The following is a 17,328-nucleotide window of genomic DNA, read 5'->3' as shown; positions in this document are numbered from 1 at the left end:
ACGAATGACTTGTCCGAAGTGAGCATAGCGTTCACAATTTTTTATTTAAGCCGTGCGGAAATGAAATTTAATAAACCAGCTAGCTCTGGTGTGGAGGCTGTACAAACTACCTTCGTCAGATATTGAAGACATTGGGTCTTGTCAAGTCCGATATTTGAGGCTATCTCAAAAAACTCATTGTGTTTGCCCGCTTGCAATCCGTACTCCATTAATTCGTCAACTCTTTCAATATCCAGCCCTAGAGCTATGGAAACTAATTCTGGGTATTCTTTTGCTTGTTGCACAATCCACGCTTCCGGCCAAGTATCACCTGGAAGATAGCTAATTCGGTCGTTGTACCAAGTGTCAAAATCAGCGGGGGGATTCTCCACCATTTTTCTTGCATGCGAGAGATTGTCTACTGCCTTAGGTATCTGGTCAGCATCATATATAGCGATCGTAGGTCTCTCCTCACCCTTAATATTCAAAGCCGCCAGTTGTCTAGCTATTGCAGATGCCGAGCCAATAACAAAAACCTTTATTCGCGACCTTAGCTCGGACGGCAGAAGGGTTTGGATGAGTGTAAGGGCCACTTCGTCCTCTACGAAAATGTCTAGTTCACCATGCTTAATATTACTCATTTTCGAAAATGCGAAATCAGGCGATATTTCTGGAGTAATTTTGGTTTTTCCGCCAACTGACTCTACAAAAAAGCGCGCATCATCAGGCAGGCACTCAAAAATGTCCTTTGAGTGAGTTGTGCATATAACTTGAGTCCCCGTTTCCAAGCAAATTTGCTTCAGTTTCTCTATGAATCTTCGTTGGGCTTTTGAGTGAAGGCCTAGCTCTATCTCGTCAAGCACAAGTAAAGTATTCCCACCACTAGAATAAATCGTTGAAAAAATTTCAAATAACGCATTCTCGCCAGCTCCCATATTGAAGCCGGAGTAGGTTACGCCACCGACTTTTACCATGGGTAAGCTATATTTAGCGTGCTCCAGGTACCGAAACTCATCATAAGTTTTCCCTAGGATTGCACCGACTAATGTTTTGACTTTGTCTTCCCAGCCTTTGAGGGGGACGTCTTTGAAAGATCTTGAATATGACCTTGATTGACTTCGCTCTGCATGCGGAACAATTCGTTCAATTCCAAGAAATATAACTGTTTTTTTAATCCTGCCAGCATAGTCGTTCCAGCGTCCATTCTTTTTCTTGCTTCTGAGTTGCTTCCCTATTCCTTGTCCAGTTGGTAGAGAGTCAGATTTGTTCCAATTGTCGTGCGCAATACTGTACCAAATTGCGATGCCGTGTGGTGAGGCTTCGTTTACGTGCTGCACGAAAAAGTCGGAAAAGGTGTAGTAGCTTACCTTTCTTTTTGGAAGTTTGAATCCGGATTTTGCGTTGTGATAAGCGCAGCTAGAAACCGCTAGGAGTGTCGATTTTCCAGCTCCATTGACACCTGCAAATGCAGTGATGGGGAAGTTTAATTTGACTTCGAACTCGGTAAGCCCTCTTAGTGAGCCTGTAGCTAATCGTATACCCCGGAGTAGTTTCTTCGTGTTGTCATTTCCAAACCATTTTCGCAACTGCTTATCGATTGTACTCTCTCGATACTTCATATGCTTTCCTTCGCCATGTCACGAGCTTTTAAAAAAAACCATAGTGGTGGCTATATGCCATTTCCATAGTGTAGGAAATTTCAGCTTTGTAAACAACAGGAACTCACATGCTTGCGTGTTTATTCATTCTGCTCCGTCGCCTCACCACTATCCTGTGGTCTGAAAACCTTCGATTTTTCTGCACAGACTCATGTGGCTAGGACTGCGTAGGCTGAGCAGAATGGAAGGGTAAAAGAATGCATGCGCACCCAATGAAAAAAATCGTTGCTGCATTGATGATGCTTGCGATCACTCAGTACGCCAAGCTCTTTTGGCGCCATCGAGATTGAGATCCAAGACCCCACACGGGGTGCGATCCTCACTATGAGCTTCTTGGTTTCACTTTCGTTGGTAGTCGGCTTGTCCGAATCATTAAATAGGCTTACGATAAGTTGAGGTGATCAATTTATGACCAAAATTATTAAAGCAGCCTAAAAAACCAAAGCTTCTGTAGCCGAGGCCAAAGCCCTCCGTGTTGTCCGCGGGGGGAACAAGACTGAGAAGAGCTTGCTGGACTTCATTTTTCTTTGGCGAGAAAGTTCCTGAGCCTTCAGGATTGATGGCAGGCGCCAGCAAAGCCAGTGCTTAGCAGCTTATATAATTTCTAAAAATCCCGGTAATACCGGGATTTTTTTTGCGTGTCCTTCCTGCGCATATCGAACCGGTTTCATTATTTTTCCTATAAGTGATTTATCCGCATCCGCTACTGTTCCGTTCCGCATTCGAACAGTTCGCCTTGGACGACCTGAATGCTGATGTCCAGCGCTTTGAAATTAGCTTGCAAGCGACCTTTACCTAGACCTTCACCGCAGATAATCTGGTCGTCGCGAATACCACGTCAATAGCTGCGCATGCCTCCGATGGCTCTATTGAATTGGTAGGCGTTACGCGGGTCGGCATGGGTGATGTATCAAGCTCTTCGGAATTCAGGAGAGCGGGGCAAGTTTAGATACTGTCCTGTCACCGCAGAACACCCGAGAATTTACCTGCTGAGGACTTTATGGAAGACCTGGATATTTCAAATAGTGAGCTTTCCCAGAAAATTGTGGAATTGGTAGAGTCTGGTAATAGATTGGAAATTCAGAACAATCACGCCAACGCACTTGAAAAATATAATGAAGCGTGGGGATTACTACCTGCCCCAGCTACGAAGTGGGATCTTGCCAACTGGATTTCTGGCTGTATCTCGGGCTTGTTTTTCGATTTGGGAAACAATACGGAAGCCAAGCCATGGGCCACTATTGCAATGGAAACCAAACCACCACGAGAGACTAGCAGTTTTATCAATTTTGCAAAAATATGTTATGAGCTTGGCGAAAAAGAGCTTGCGATTGAATATTTTGACAAAGCTTTCAAGTTGGGTAAGAAAAGAGCTTTTCAGGGCTTCGATAATAAGTACCTGAACTTCTATCTCGAGAATATAAAGGTGTAAAGTATGCTGGAACTTGATGACGAACTGTACGAGAAAATATCTGAAATGAGTGAGTTGGGAAACTCGTTTATGGACGATGGTGAATACCCAAGTGCCTTGAATATTTTCGAAGAAGCTCTCAATTTATTGCCCGCTCCTTGCGACACTTGGGAAGCCTACACCTGGCTGAAAGCTGGCATCGCTGACGCGCTTTTTGGCATGAAGGAATATGAGCATGCCATTGAGGCCCTCCATGACGCTATGAATGGCCCTGAAGGTGCGTTCAACCCTTTCATCATGATGCGCTTAGGGCAGTCACTTCATGAACAGGGCAAACCTGAAGGTGTCGATTATTTATGTAAAGCTTATATGCTGGAAGGTGAGGAGATTTTCTCAGAAGAAGATGAGAAATACCTCGGTCTTGTAAAGCATAGTTTGGCAGTTAATAAAAACCAACTTCACTAGCTCAAAATAAAGGCATGTCACTCAAAACAATCAAGCTGTGACAGCCAAAGCTCTCCCCATGGGTATGTGAGTTCTGTCGAAGCCCTTCAAAGACAGAGGTCTATACAATGCCCACAGGTCGCAATTGTGCAGGCCTGCTCAGTGCCTGATATTCATTCCAGCTTGAACGCAATCACGCTGTCGCCCATTGTCGTACCGAGGGCGCCGTGACCGCCAGCAGCAATGACCACATATTGTTTGCCATCACTTCCCATGTAGGTCGACGGAGTCGCCTGGCCGCCCGCTGGTAATTCGGTTTGCCAAAGAGTTTCTCCAGTATTGATGTCGTAGGCGCGGATGAAGCCATCTGCGGTTGCGCCGTGGAACACCAATCCTCCTGCTGTGATCAATGGCCCGCCGTGCGCCACCATGCCCATTGGGAAACCAATCGGGAAGCTTCCAGACAGGAAGCTGGTCTTCAGGTTTTTGGAGGTGCCGATGCGGCGCATCCACTCCGTTTTACCGGTGTTAAGGTCAACTCCAGCCATGCGGCCCCAAGGTGGAGCGATACAGGGGATACCCAGATCAGAGGCAAATTGCTGAATCCTGATCGCATAGTCGCCTTTGAAATTTTCATTCCAGTAGGGCTTACCTTCTTCGGTAAACAGCCGTTTCTCTTCGGTTTCCGGCGTTCGTTTGATCAGCGTGTATTTGTAAGCCAGGCGTACGGGGGCGCCAATCAGGATTTGCCGTTCCGGGTCAACCGCCACCGAGCCCCAGTTAAAGGCGCCGATGTTCCCCGGAAACACCAGCGTTCCGGATTCGGTGCTTGGCGTCCATGGGTTGCCGTCGTACCGAAGCTTCTTGAAGCTGGTACGACAGGACATTTGGTCAAACGGTGTCAGGCCCCACATGGATTTTTCGGTCAGCGGCTCAGGAATGAAGTTGAGCCTTGAGACCGGCTGATTTGTCGCGAAACGCTCACCGGCAACACCGCCGTCAGCCGACGCCTTGGCCTGGTCAACAGGAATGATCGGCTCACCAGTCAATCGGTTGAGAACGAAAATATTACCTACCTTCGTCGGCAGCACCACCGCTGGCTGCTTCTTGTCGTCCTTGCCGAGTTCGATGAGTGAAGGTTGCGAAGGGTTGTCGCGATCCCACAGATCGTTATGAGAGGTCTGGAATTTCCATTTGAATGCGCCAGTTTTCAGGTCCAGAGCAACCAGGGCGTCGCGGAATTTCTCGGTATTGCTGGCAGGATCGCGTCGAATACCGAGTTCATCGGGAGAAGCATTACCAAAGGGTACGTACACCAACCCGTTCTGCAGGTCGGCACTCAGAGTGCCCCAGGCCACGGGTGTGTCTTGTGGGTAGTCTTGACCAGCAGCAATGGGCTGGGTGAATTCAGGCGTGGCAGGATCGAAATTCCAGATCAGTTTGCCGCTGAGGACGTCATAAGCCCTGATCACTCCGGACGGATTACCGGCGTTGTAGCCATTGTCCATTACTGAGCCACCGACGATGATCAGATCACCGGCCACCAGCGGGGCGGCCGTTTGCATGAGTGCGTGAGGGCGGATCTTGCCCATGTTGTCGCTCAGGTTGACCACGCCGTTATTCCCGAATTCGCTACAGGCCTTGCCCGTATCGGCGTCCAGTGCGACCAGCCTCGCATCCGCTGTCGCAGTGAGGATGCGCTTGTCACAGAGCGCTGGAGCGTTCGTAGAGGAGACTGACAGGTCGCCGCTCCAAGTGCCGGAGGACGCAGGAGAGTAATAGCTGACCCCTCGACATGTCTGATGTTGCTGCAGGTATGAACGGTCTTTCTGAGGCTCGTATTTCCACTCCAGCGTTCCCGTCTCGGGATTTAACGCGTGCACCTCATTGTGCGCAGTACAGACATAAACCCGATTGTTTACTTTCAACGGAGTGGCTTCAAACGTGTACTCGCTGGCGTCCTTTGCAGGATCACGCAGGTCGCCAGTGTGGTACTCCCAGGCGACCGTGAGTTTTTTAACATTTCCGGCGTCGATTTGATCAAGTGTCGAGAACCGCTGACCGTCGTTGGTGCCGCCATAAGCAACCCAATCCTCTGCCGCACCACTGGCACCTTTGGCAGAAACCGGGTTAGTGATCTCGCCCTGAACAGGGTAGGGGTCGTAGAACATGATGCCCACAACGATCACGATCATCACCGCCACCGTGCCGCCAAGGAACGGGTGAAAGCTTCGTGACTCTGCTGGTGTATGCGCGACATACAAACGGCGCACGACCCATGGCAATGCCAGCCAGAACCCCATCAACGCGAACAGATCGCCACGTGGAATCCACTGCCATTTGTCGAAGCCCACTTCGTAGATGATCCAGATCAGAATCGCCCACATGAGTAGCGCATAGAACGTGAGTGCCGATTTTTTCCTGAGAAATAACAACACTGCAGTGATCAGCACACCAAGCCCGATCAGGGCATAGGCTGAACTTCCTCCTGCCGCAACCAAAGCGCCGCCCATGTATAAAATGGCGGCAGCCACTACCGCCATGACGATACTTGTTATTTTTAGCACCATGATTCACCTGCCATCGATTCAAGCTCCTAATGACAACCAGACCTGAATACAACGCGAATCGTTCGGTGTGCAGAAAAGCGGGGGCTTAGATAGCTGATGATCCAGGGCAGCGCCGCATTCGATCAGTTCGCCTTGGACTACTGATCCCTGGCAACGTCTGTCCGGATATCTGCCGCTCGGTGCTCGGCAAAAACCGCGAGTGTTTACCGCCATAGGCCAGGACTGAATTCATGCGGGCTTTACCCCTCTCTGTCTGAACCGGGTACTGAGCACGTTACGCGCTTGAAAGTGTACGTTTGCGTCGGGTCTGGGAGAGCGATCACAGCCTTGTCATCATCCAGTAGGGCTACCTTCGAATTTGCGGGTTGATTCACAAGTCCACACTTATCGGGGCTTACATGAAAGGACGAGTAGACCAATAAGACCTTTATTCGCTTATTGGACAGGTCGCGCGATAGTTCGCTGAACGCATTGAGGTAGATAACGAATGTGTACGCGATGCCGACGAGGGCGACCACTGACAGTGTTGACGCTCGCGTGTTGCTGGTTGTTTTGAAGAGGGTGTGGAAACCTATGAACAGGAACACGAACATGGTCACGATCATTCCGATTAGCGACCAGCAATAAATAACCGCCACCAGATTTAAAGTTTTCTGCGCTGCCGGAAATTTATCTGCGTTCACACCTGTTAAATCGGTGATTGAACTGTCTACGAGCGGTGCCGTGAAAATGGCAAAGCATGCAGTGGCGAGGCCCGCACTGATATTCAGTACGCTGGAGAATCGTGCGTACTTGGTCGTTACGTTGTAGTACATGGATATCAGTGCAAGGGTGCATAAACACGTCCATGCCAGCAATAACCATCGATAGTATTTGGGTAGATCGAAACCTAGTTTTATGAAGCACGCAACGTAGACCAGCAACAGAATGTTAAAGGCAGTCAAGGCCGCGAGGTATTCGGAGGCGCCCCAGTCTGTAGGTCTGTAATTGAATGTGAGTGTTGGACGTAAGCTTAATAGCGGTTTGCGTTTGAATGCGTTGCCCAGCACGCAATAAATGACCAGTGTGGCAAGAAACACTATGAGTATGGGTATTATCGGATTAGGCACGAGGCATCTCTTCAGGCCAAACAGCAATGATCTGCTGAAGTTTTTGGCCCATCATGCTAGATTTTTTTCCTTTCTCGATCCACCGTCTGCTCCAGATGTCATCGGCCAGGCCCGCCGTCGTGCCCACCAAAGAGAACCCCAATGCCCTACGAACTGGACAATCGCTTAGTCATCGGCGTCGCCTCCAGCGCCGTTTTTGATCTGCTGGACTCGGACGCGGTGTTTCGCAGCCAGGGTGAAGAGGAGTATCGGAAGTTTCAGGAAAAGAACCTGAACAATCCGCTGCCCAAGGGGATTGCCTTTCCTTTTATCAAGCGTTTGCTGTCGCTGAATGACTTGAGTGAAGACCCGTCTGATCCGCTGGTCGAGGTGGTGCTGTTATCCCGAAATGACCCGGACACGGGCCTGAGGGTGATGAAGACCATTGAGCATTACGGGCTGGGGATGACCCGCGCTATTTTCATGCAGGGTCGGTCGCCGTACGAATACATTCCGGCCTTGAACATTGCGCTGTTTCTGTCGGGTAACAAGGCTGATGTGGAGGCTGCGATCAATGCCGGGCATCCGGCCGGGCAGGTTCTGGATTCACAGTTCGATGACGATGAAGACGACAAGACCCTGCGTATTGCGTTCGACTTTGATGGCGTACTGGCAGGTGATGAGGCTGAGACGGTCATGCAGTCGTCCGGTCTGGTGGAGTTTCATGCACACGAAGTGAAGAACGTGATGGAGCCGCATAACCCTGGCCCGCTGAAAGAGTTCATGGTCCGGATGGCAAAGATCCAGTCCGTTGAAGAGCAATACAAGAAGCTCAATCCAGATTATGAAAACCGGATCAGGGTTTCCATCGTCACAGCCCGAAGCGCACCTTCACACGAGCGTGCGCTGAACACCCTGAAGAGTTGGGGTGTGATGGTCAACGACGCGTTTTTCCTGGGCGGTATCGAGAAGGGCAAGGTGCTTGCCGTACTCAAGCCGCACATCTTCTTTGATGACCAGTCGGGGCATCTGAAGTCCGCGAGTGCGGTGGCGCCGTCGGTTCATATTCCGTTCGGTATTACCAATCAGAAGCCGGTTGAGTTGCCCATAACGGTTGGCGACGTACCTTGATTCGCCATATCTTCAATGTGCGACTCACAACAAGTTAGTTGTCAGCACAGTCACCTCATATACCAACGTATATTTTGACGTCCTTAGTTTCTGTCGATCCGATCAACCTCAGTCCTTATGCTTTACCCAAGTAAAGCAAACTGATTAACGGATCGAAGTGCTTCATGCGTTTGCTCCACCTGACCGGTGGATGCCTGACGTTTGAGACGCACGACAGAGGCTATCCTATGCGTTTCTCCCTGCCTTTATCCCTGAGAAGCCCGGTAACCAATACGGCGCAACCTCGTTCTGCATCCCTGCTCGCCGAGGGCGCGCTGATTGCCGCAATTGGTTTGCTGGCGCTGTTTGTTTTTTACAGTGCCGGGCAAATGAATCAGCCACTCAGTGCCCTTGATTCTGCGCCTGTGTCACTCGATCTGGTGCACCTGCCCGCGTATACCCTGCGCACCACTTTGCGCATGTTTGCCGCGTTGTTCGTGTCGTTCGTGTTTTCGATTGTTATCGCCACACTGGCCGCTAAAAGCCGCAGGGCTGCGATGGTTATTTTACCGGCGCTGGACATTCTTCAATCGGTACCGGTGCTGGGTTTCCTGACGTTTACCGTGGTGTTCTTCATGAGCATTTTTCCGGGGCGGCAGTGGGGGCTGGAATGCGCTGCGGTATTTGCCATTTTCACCAGCCAGGTCTGGAACATGACCTTCAGCTTTTATCAGTCGCTGAGGACCGTGCCTGACGATCTTTACGATGTGAGTCGGCAATTCTCGTTTTCGCCGTGGCAGCGGTTTATCAAGGTCGAACTGCCGTTCGGAATGCCGGGGCTGGTCTGGAACATGATGATGTCCATGTCGGGCGGCTGGTTTTTTGTCGTGGCGTCCGAGTCCATTACGGTCGGAGACAGCACCGTCAATTTGCCGGGTATCGGTTCATGGCTGGCTCTCGCGATTCAGCAGAAGGATATCGCTGCGATCAGTTGGGCTGTGTTGGCCATGGTCGGAGTAATCGTTCTGTACGACGTGTTGTTTTTCCGGCCCATTGTGGCGTGGGCGGACAAGTTTCGATTTGAACAGACCGCTTCCCACAAGCGTCCCCGGTCACGGGTCTACGACCTGCTCAGGTCCTCACGAATTGTCCCTTTGTTGTTTGCGTCGCTGCGCAGCGTGAGCGACTGGATGCCAACAGTGTGTATACCCAAACTGGCGCTCACGGGCTTCACGGTCAATAGCCGGTGGCAGCGTTACATCGATCTGGCGTGGATAGTCCTGATCGTTACGGCGTGCATGACCGGCATTTATCAATTGGCGTGCTTTATCGGCAGCACGTTGGGCGTGGAGGAGGTGATCAATGCGTTTGGTCTGGGGCTCGCCACTTTGGCGCGTGTGGCGGTGCTTATCGTCCTGGCCAGTCTTGTCTGGGTGCCCATCGGTGTCTGGATCGGCCTGAATCCGCGCTGGGCAGAACGTTTGCAACCCGTCGCGCAATTACTGGCAGCGTTCCCGGCAAACATTCTGTTCCCGTTCGCCGTGGTCACCATCGTCGCCTTGAAGCTGAACCCGGATGTATGGCTGTCGCCGCTGATGATCCTGGGTACTCAGTGGTACATCCTTTTTAACGTGATTGCCGGTGCCAGCGCGTTGCCGACCGACTTGCTCGAAGCATCACGGGTGTTCCGCGTGCGGGGTTGGCAATGGTGGCGCAAAGTCGTGCTGCCGGGTGTTCTCCCTTATTACGTGACCGGCGCTTTGACGGCTGCCGGTGGCTCCTGGAACGCCAGCATCGTCGCCGAGGCGGTGTCATGGGGCAGCGATCATCTGTATGCGTCGGGGCTGGGATTGTTCATTGCCCAGGCCACGACGGCGGGTGATTTCCAGCGGGTGGCGCTGGGCATTGTCGTCATGTCCGTATTCGTGGTCGGTTTCAACAGCCTTCTATGGCGTCCGCTGTACCGCTATGCCGAACGTCGGCTTCGAATTGAGTGAGGGTATTCCAATGGAAGTAATCGACAAGCGTTGCCTGGTGGACGTGCAAGGGCTTGGCCATGTTTACGGCACGGCGGGCGGCACCCAACGCGTGGTCCTGGATGATGTCGCCATGCGTCTCAACGACGGCGAGGTCATTGGGCTGCTGGGGCGTTCGGGTTCGGGGAAATCCACGTTGTTGCGCTCCATCGCAGGGCTGGTGTCGCCCACCACTGGGGTGGTGGCCTTTCCGGCGAACGCGCCGGGTGTGTCGACTTCAGTGCGGATGGTGTTCCAGAGCTTCGCCCTTTTCCCGTGGTTAACCGTGCTGCAGAACGTGGAAATCGGCCTTGAGGCATTGAGCGTCGCGGCGCCCGAGCGGCGCCGACGGGCCTTGGCGGCTATCGATATGATCGGCCTCGACGGGTTTGAAAGTGCCTACCCCAAAGAGTTGTCCGGGGGCATGCGCCAACGTGTCGGTCTGGCCCGTGCATTGGTGGTCGACCCCGATATCCTGCTGATGGACGAACCGTTTTCCGCGCTGGACGTGTTGACCGCGGAAACACTGCGCACTGATTTGCTCGACCTCTGGAGCGAAGGCCGGATGCCGATCAAGTCAATTCTGATGGTCACCCATAACATCGAAGAAGCGGTGTTGATGTGTGATCGCATCCTGATTCTTTCCTCCAATCCGGGGAGGATCATGTGCGAAGTCAACGTCGATCTCGCCCAGCCGCGCAACCGTACAGACCCTGCTTTTCAGGCGCTGGTGGAAAGCATTTACGTGCACATGGCAGGCGGTAGCGCCGTGCATGCGCCACGTGAAAGCCTGTTTGCAGGAAATGGCATCGGCATGGTCTTGCCTCTGACTTCCACCAACGCGTTGGCAGGGCTGATCGAGGCGGTAGACAATGCTCCCTATGACGGTCAGGCCGATTTGCGCGAGTTGGCTACGGCATTGCGCTCCACCTCCGAGGATCTTTTTTCGTTGGCGGAAGTGCTGCAACTGATGCGATTTGCCCAAATGCAGGAGGGCGATATCACGCTTCTTCCCGCCGGACTGCGTTATGCCCAGTCAGATGTGGATGAGCGCAAGCAGCTGTTTGCGCAGCACTTGCTGAGGTTCGTGCCGCTGGTCAGCCATATCCGTCGGGTGCTGGATGATCGTCCAGGCCGAACCGCACCCGCGAGACGCTTCCGGGATGAGCTGGAAGACTTCATGTCGCAAAGCGATGCGGCCGTTACGCTGGACTGCGTGACTCAGTGGGGTCGCTATGCTGAGCTTTTCGCCTACGACGATGTGGCTGATCAGTTCAGCTTGGACAACCCTTCCTGAGCGGATTGAGGTTTCCAATGAACAGGTCACGGTGGCCGCTATACACTCTGCGTTTGCAATCCTGATAGTGGTGATGCGCGATGGTGATCCCTTGAGACGAACTCGGTTAACGCTTCGTTTGGTCCTGTTGTTCGCGCTGGCATTGGGTATTGCTGCGATCGACACGGTCACTGATCTTGAAATTGCGGTTGGGGTCTTTCAAGTGATCGTGGTGCTGATCGCCGCCAGGTTCCTGCCGGCGCGGGCGGTGGTGGGCGTGTCCATCGTTTGTATGCTGCTGACGATTCTGAGTTACCGCTTCACGCGTTTTGGCGATACAGAGTCGGGGCTGGTGAATGTCCTGATCAGCCTCGCGGCCATCGCCTGTACGACCTGGCTGGCGTTGCGTTTGTCGGCTGCCATTCGTGCAGTGCATCAGACCCGAGCGCACCTGGAGCATGTCGCGCGGGTCAATGTGCTGGGTGAACTGGCTGCTTCGATTGCCCATGAGTTGAACCAGCCGCTGGCTGCCACGGCCACCAGCGGCAGTGCCTGTCTGCGCTGGATTGCCGCTGATCCTCCCAACTTGCCTAAGGCCCGGCAGGCTGTGGAGCGCATCATCGAAGACTCGCATCGTGCCAGTGACATCATCGCCCGGTTGCGCAGCCTTGCGAGGCATCAGGCACCGACCAAGCAATGGCTGAACGTCGAAGATACGGTCAAGGGCGCGCTCCGGTTGATCGCCGGAGAATTGGCCGAACAAGAAATTGCGCTGCACGTGCAGATTGAAGAAGGCTTGCCTCCGCTGCTGGCTGATGAGGTGCAGATTCAGCAAGTCATCCTCAATCTGGCGATGAATGCGGTCGACGCGATGCGCCAGGTAAGCCCCGAGCGGCGAACGCTGGACTGTCATGTAGAGCTTGAGTCGCCGCAACAGTTACGTTTCTCTATTAGCGATCAAGGCAACGGTCTGTTGCCGCGCGATTGCGAGCGGGTGTTCGATGCCTTCTATACGACCCGGCCTGAAGGCATGGGAATGGGGTTGCCGATCAGCCGTTCTATTATCGAAGCCCATGACGGTCGAATCTGGGCCTCGAACAACTCACCCTTCGGCGCTACCTTTCACTTCACGATGCCTGCGACTGCAAGAGAATCCGATGCCTGAAACAGTTACTGAAAGCACTGCCGACAGGGTTTATATCGTCGATGACGACCGCTCGGTGCGTGAATCCCTGGCAGACCTCATGGCGTCGGTCGGTCTGGCGTGCATGACGTTCGGTTCCGCTCGCGAGTTCATGGATGCCACATTGCCCGATGTGCCCGGCTGTCTGGTACTGGATGTGCGTATGCCGGGCATGAGCGGGCTGGATTTCCAGCGGGAAATGGGCAGTCGGGGAATTACGCTTCCGGTGGTTTTCATCACGGGTCATGGCGATATCCCCATGTCTGTGAAAGCCATGAAGGCGGGCGCTATCGAATTTCTGACCAAGCCGTTCCGTGAGCAGGATCTGCTTGATGCCATCAGTCAGGGTTTGAGTCAGGACAAGCAAACCCGTGAAGCAGCGGCCCGGATCAATCAGTTGAGACAGTGTCACGCCAGCCTGACTGACGGTGAACGAGAGGTCATGGATCTGGTGGTTCAAGGGCTGCTCAACAAGCAAGTAGCCGCCCGATTGGGTGTCAGCGAAATAACCGTGAAAGTAAGGCGTGGCGCGTTGATGCGCAAAATGAACGCAGACTCGCTGGCGACGCTGGTCAAGATGTCGGAGCGTTTGAGGCTTGAGAGTTGATTTATCAAGTATGGCTGCGTTGCCCCTCAAATAGCCCTAAGGCTAAATATCCAGATCAACCCAGACCGCCGCATGATCAGAGCCTGCGTTCTCTTTGCGGGTGAGCTCGGGGTACGTTTCCCAGCGTACGGTTCTGGCGCCCGGCCACATGCCCTTGCGGAAAACCCCGCCAGCACTGACTTTTTTGAACAGTTCCGGGGACAGCAGCAGGTAATCGATTTTGTTGGAGGCGTTGCACGAGCCGTACGTTCCGGGATAGCCGCCGTCGTTGAAGTGCTCGTGGGTAAACGCATCCCTCAGGGGCGTGTCCTGGAGCAGCGGTTTCAATGCGTCGCTGTCTGGCGTGTCGTTGAAGTCGCCTACCACGGCGACGTACTGTTCGCCTTGCTCAATGAGCGAGTTGTAGATTTCTTTCACTCTGTTGGCTTGGGCGAGTCTTTTTTTGGCCGAGTCGGCGAGGCTGCCGTAGCCTTTGCTTTTCAGGTGATTGACGAGTAGCACGAGTCGCGCGCCTGATGGTGTGGCCAGGTAAAACTCCGGGCAATCCCTCGAGAAAATCAGCTGGCCTCGATCATCGCTGTCGTCAACGTGGCTGCGCATGAGACCGATGGGGAATCCTGTCCGGCTTGTAACGCCAACATCGATCCCGCGCTCGTCGTTACCGTCGATCAACATGACATGGCTGAACACATCGCCGCCGAGCCCGCTAAAGATTTCGGCATTGAAGTCACGAAGGGCTGGCCTGCTTTCTGCCTCTACCACCGCCAGCACATCTGCTTGCAGATCAATCATCACCCGGGCGGTGTTTCGCATGGCTTCTTCGTCAACCGGGGCCTGAATCAGCTCAAGCGACCCGGTCCAGTCCGCGCGACCATTGGCGACTATTGTCATGTCCCCGCTGCGGGGCCGCTTGACCAGATTGCCACGGTTTTGCCGAAGCATTACGAATGGGCCACGGTCGGAGCGGCTGAGACCTAGCTCAGCCAGCAATTTGACCATGGCTGTCTTGTCGGCTACGGAATAGGTTTCCTGTCCCAGTAGCGCGTTGAGTTTCGCGAAGCGCTCCAGCGTTGGCTTGCCTTCCGCCCAGCCATCAAGGCTCATCGCCTTGGCGCGATTGAACAGGTTTTCGACGTTGTAGGAGGCGAGTCTCATGGGCATACCTCAGGAATGGAACGATAGCGTTCAGCGTTGCATGGCGCAGTGACAGTGAGGTGAATGCCGCTCGGCACACAAGCGGCCTGTAGGAGTGCACGAGCACCGCGAGGCCGCGATGACGTAGCGCCTGACACACCGTCATCGCGGCCTCGCATTGCTCGTGCGCTCCTACAGTTATGGGGTGAGCTCAGAGCATCGTATCCCGCCCTGAAGTTGCATGGCGCAGTGACAGTGAGATGAATGCCGCTCGGCATACAAGGAGCCTGTAGGAGTGCACGAGCACCGCGAGGCCGCGATGACGTAGCGCCTGACACACCGTCATCGCGGCCTCGCATTGCTCGTGCGCTCCTACAGTTATGTGGTGAGCTCAGCGCGCCGTATCCCGCCCTGAAGTTGCATGGCGCAGTGACAGTGAGATGAATGCCGCTCGACACACAAGGAGCCTGTAGGCGCGCACGAGCACCGCGAGGCCGCGATAGCGTTCTGCCTGACACACCGTCATCGCGGTCTCGCATTGCTCGTGCGCTCCTACAGTTACGGGGTGAGCTCAGCGCATCGTATCCCGCCCTGAAGCTGAACTTCCCGCCGAGCCCTGTGGTCATCATATCGACACAAGCATGGCGCACTGTCGTCGAAGAGCATTCGCCGGATTGGCTTTGGATAAACGTTTTGAAGGAACGCACATGGGTGCAACGGAAGCTGCAACCTCCGGGCATAAAAGCCTGAAAAGACGCGCCACCGTGATCTGCCGTCATCAAGGCGAGATCCTGTTCGTTCGCAAGCGCAACGCCAAATGGAACCTGCCAGGTGGCCGCGTCGAGCAGGGTGAGACGCCGCTGCAGGCTGCCATGCGTGAAATGGCGGAAGAGACCGGATTGACCTTCGATCAGCTTGCCTACGTTTCGGAATACCAGGACGACAAAGCCGTTCATTTCCTCTTCGAGGCTCAGCGCGCAGAGCACCAGAAGCCGCGAGCGTCCAACGAGATTGATGACTGCCGCTGGTTTAAAGCAAAAGAATTGGACAAGCGTAATGTTCGCGGCTCAATCAAAGCCTTGCTCAAACATTGCGTGGCCAACATGGAAAAGAGCTCAGCCCGTCTCGCGAGCTGAGCTCTAAATAGCGTCACTTCAGTGTCGGCGTTCTTGGCGGAATCAGCCGCTTGCTGCCAATCGACTCAAACGCCGACGCAAAACGCAGCAGGTTCGAATCGTCATACGCACGTCCTGCGAACGTCAGCCCTACCGGCATGCCAATGTCGGCCATCACCCCCATGGGTACGGTAACGGTCGGCACGCCCAAGTGGCGAATGGCGAGATTACCGTTGGCCACCCACACGCCATTGCTCCAGGCGATATCGGCTGATTGCAGGTCGACATCGGCATTGGCCGGACCCACATCGGCAACGGTCGGGAACAGCACGGCATCAAGCCCCAGATCTGCCATCCAGTCTTCCAGATCGATGCGACGCGTCTGCTCCAGTCCGCGAAGGCCGTCCGGCAGAGTAGGGATCTCATTCCAGGGCGTGATCCCGCGCTCGGCCATGCGCACATACTCATCCATACCGGCAGCCAGATCGTCTTCACGGTTGGGCAGGGTGCCTGGGTCGTGGGGGAAGATTTTCGCCCCGTCGACGTCGGCCAGACGATTCAGTGCCGGGTCGCCATTGGCGCGCAGGAATTCATCAAAGGCCCAGGCCGACAAATCCCACAGTTCGTGATGCAGGAACTCTTTCGAGACCAGCCCGCGGGTAAACACCGTCGGCGCACCGGGACGATCACCCTCGCAGTTCGACACCAGCGGGAAATCCACTTCAATTACTTCCGCCCCGGCGGCTTCGAGCGCCTTACGCGCCTCTTGCCACAAATCAATGACGGACGGGCGAGTGATGATGCGCTGGCCAGTTGGACCGCCAATGCCAGGTTTTTCTGCGGTGCCTGCCAGCGGATCGGCGTTGATGTACATACGCGGCACACCGAAGCGTTTGCCCGCGAGCGTCTGTGAACCCACTGCAAGTTCGCCATAGGAAGCAGGGCGCACCGAGGCCACACTCGGAAGCGCTACCCACGGCTGCAACCGCCACAGATCGCCTCGTGTGTCGGGATCTTCTGCGACGATCACATCGAGCACTTCAAGCAGGTCTGCCATGGTTCTGGCGTAGGGCACCACAACATCCATGGTCGGGGTCAGCGGCCAGTTGCCACGCACCGATATGACCCCGCGCGATGGGGTGTAGGCGCACAGGCCGTTGTTGGAAGCCGGGCCTCGACCGCTGGACCAGGTTTCCTCTGCCATGCCGAACGCGGCAAAGCTGGCGGCGGTTGCGGTGCCAGCGCCATTCGATGAGCCTGATGCAAACGGGGCAGTCAGGTAGTCCGCGTTGTAGGGGCTCTCGGCGCGACCATAGACCCCGCGCTGCATGCCGCCGTTAGCCATCGGCGGCATATTGGTTTTACCCAGACATATCGCCCCGGCAGCGCGAAGGCGTCCGATGGTAAAGGCGTCGTGCTGAGCAATCAGGTCGACAAATGCAGGGCTTCCCGACGCTGCGGTAAGGCCTTTGACCAGATAACTGTCTTTGGCTGTGTAAGGGATTCCGTCCAGCGGGCCAAGGGTCTGGCCGTTGGCGCGACGCGCGTCAGACGCCTTCGCTTCTGCAAGGGCTTGAGGGTTGCGAACCACCACTGCGTTCAGCGCGGTCGATGTATCCGGGCCATCGTAAGCGTCGATTCGGGCCAGATAAGCCTCGACCAACTCAACGGCTGTGGTCTGGCCCGACTCCAGCGCGGCACGCAGGTCGGCGATGGAAACTTCTGTGACGTTGATCAT

General features: G+C 54.4%; 13 protein-coding genes. 8 read left to right on the top strand and 5 right to left on the bottom strand.

Features of this window, described 5'->3' with window-relative positions; genetic code table 11:
• Positions 1-41: 41 nt before the first annotated feature.
• Positions 42-1,598 carry an AAA family ATPase gene (locus ABRP31_RS17875; protein WP_349969562.1) on the bottom strand — a complete coding sequence of 519 codons (1,557 nt, stop codon included), beginning with the start codon at positions 1,596-1,598 and terminating at the stop codon, positions 42-44.
• A 1,039-nt stretch (positions 1,599-2,637) separates the two neighbouring features.
• Between ABRP31_RS17875 and ABRP31_RS17870 the strand changes: the two genes are divergently transcribed.
• Together ABRP31_RS17870 and ABRP31_RS17865 are read left to right on the top strand one after the other, a co-directional pair.
• Positions 2,638-3,069 (top strand): hypothetical protein, encoded by a 432-nt coding sequence (locus ABRP31_RS17870; RefSeq protein ID WP_349969561.1) that lies wholly within the window; start codon positions 2,638-2,640, stop codon positions 3,067-3,069.
• A 3-nt stretch (positions 3,070-3,072) separates the two neighbouring features.
• On the top strand, positions 3,073-3,513 hold the full coding sequence (locus tag ABRP31_RS17865) for a hypothetical protein (RefSeq protein WP_349969560.1): 441 nt from the start codon (positions 3,073-3,075) through the stop codon (positions 3,511-3,513).
• A gap of 152 nt (positions 3,514-3,665) precedes the next feature.
• On the opposite strand, the gene ABRP31_RS17860 is transcribed toward ABRP31_RS17865, so the two are convergent.
• Both ABRP31_RS17860 and ABRP31_RS17855 read right to left on the bottom strand, forming a co-directional pair.
• On the bottom strand, positions 3,666-6,062 hold the full coding sequence (locus ABRP31_RS17860; protein ID WP_349969559.1) for a membrane-bound PQQ-dependent dehydrogenase, glucose/quinate/shikimate family: 2,397 nt from the start codon (positions 6,060-6,062) through the stop codon (positions 3,666-3,668).
• 239 nt (positions 6,063-6,301) lie between these two features.
• Positions 6,302-6,877, bottom strand: coding sequence for a hypothetical protein (locus ABRP31_RS17855; protein WP_349969557.1), 576 nt, complete (start codon positions 6,875-6,877; stop codon positions 6,302-6,304).
• Between the two features lie 435 nt (positions 6,878-7,312).
• On the opposite strand from ABRP31_RS17855, the gene ABRP31_RS17850 reads away from it, so the two are divergent.
• The 5 genes from ABRP31_RS17850 to ABRP31_RS17830 all read left to right on the top strand — a co-directional run bounded on the left by ABRP31_RS17850 (position 7,313) and on the right by ABRP31_RS17830 (position 13,341).
• A complete protein-coding gene (locus tag ABRP31_RS17850) occupies positions 7,313-8,281 on the top strand; it encodes a 5'-nucleotidase (RefSeq protein ID WP_349969556.1) in 969 nt (322 codons plus the stop codon).
• A gap of 368 nt (positions 8,282-8,649) precedes the next feature.
• Positions 8,650-10,257, top strand: coding sequence for an ABC transporter permease subunit (locus ABRP31_RS17845; RefSeq protein WP_349969592.1), 1,608 nt, complete (start codon positions 8,650-8,652; stop codon positions 10,255-10,257).
• A gap of 10 nt (positions 10,258-10,267) precedes the next feature.
• Entirely contained in the window at positions 10,268-11,572 is a 1,305-nt protein-coding gene (locus tag ABRP31_RS17840) for a nitrate/sulfonate/bicarbonate ABC transporter ATP-binding protein (RefSeq protein ID WP_349969555.1), read from the top strand.
• A gap of 73 nt (positions 11,573-11,645) precedes the next feature.
• The gene (locus ABRP31_RS17835; RefSeq protein WP_349969591.1) at positions 11,646-12,716 is read left to right on the top strand and encodes a sensor histidine kinase; all 1,071 of its coding nucleotides are present in this window, start codon (positions 11,646-11,648) and stop codon (positions 12,714-12,716) included.
• The gene (locus tag ABRP31_RS17830) at positions 12,709-13,341 is read left to right on the top strand and encodes a response regulator transcription factor (RefSeq protein WP_349969554.1); all 633 of its coding nucleotides are present in this window, start codon (positions 12,709-12,711) and stop codon (positions 13,339-13,341) included. The genes ABRP31_RS17835 and ABRP31_RS17830 overlap by 8 nt, the downstream gene beginning before the upstream one ends.
• Before the next feature lie 42 nt (positions 13,342-13,383).
• Here the strand turns inward: ABRP31_RS17830 and ABRP31_RS17825 are convergent, their stop codons facing one another.
• Entirely contained in the window at positions 13,384-14,496 is a 1,113-nt protein-coding gene (locus ABRP31_RS17825; RefSeq protein ID WP_349969553.1) for an endonuclease/exonuclease/phosphatase family protein, read from the bottom strand.
• A gap of 659 nt (positions 14,497-15,155) precedes the next feature.
• Between ABRP31_RS17825 and ABRP31_RS17820 the strand changes: the two genes are divergently transcribed.
• Positions 15,156-15,611, top strand: a complete 456-nt coding sequence (locus ABRP31_RS17820) for an NUDIX domain-containing protein (protein WP_349969552.1) — start codon at positions 15,156-15,158, stop codon at positions 15,609-15,611.
• 13 nt (positions 15,612-15,624) lie between these two features.
• Here ABRP31_RS17820 and ABRP31_RS17815 read toward each other — a convergent pair whose 3' ends face one another.
• Entirely contained in the window at positions 15,625-17,328 is a 1,704-nt protein-coding gene (locus tag ABRP31_RS17815; RefSeq protein ID WP_349969550.1) for an amidase, read from the bottom strand.

This window comes from Pseudomonas caspiana (assembly GCF_040224095.2).
In the GTDB taxonomy this organism is placed as follows: Bacteria; Pseudomonadota; Gammaproteobacteria; order Pseudomonadales; family Pseudomonadaceae; genus Aquipseudomonas; species Aquipseudomonas caspiana.
Note: the sequence above shows the minus strand (reverse complement) of the source record. Positions and strands in the feature narration are given on the sequence as shown.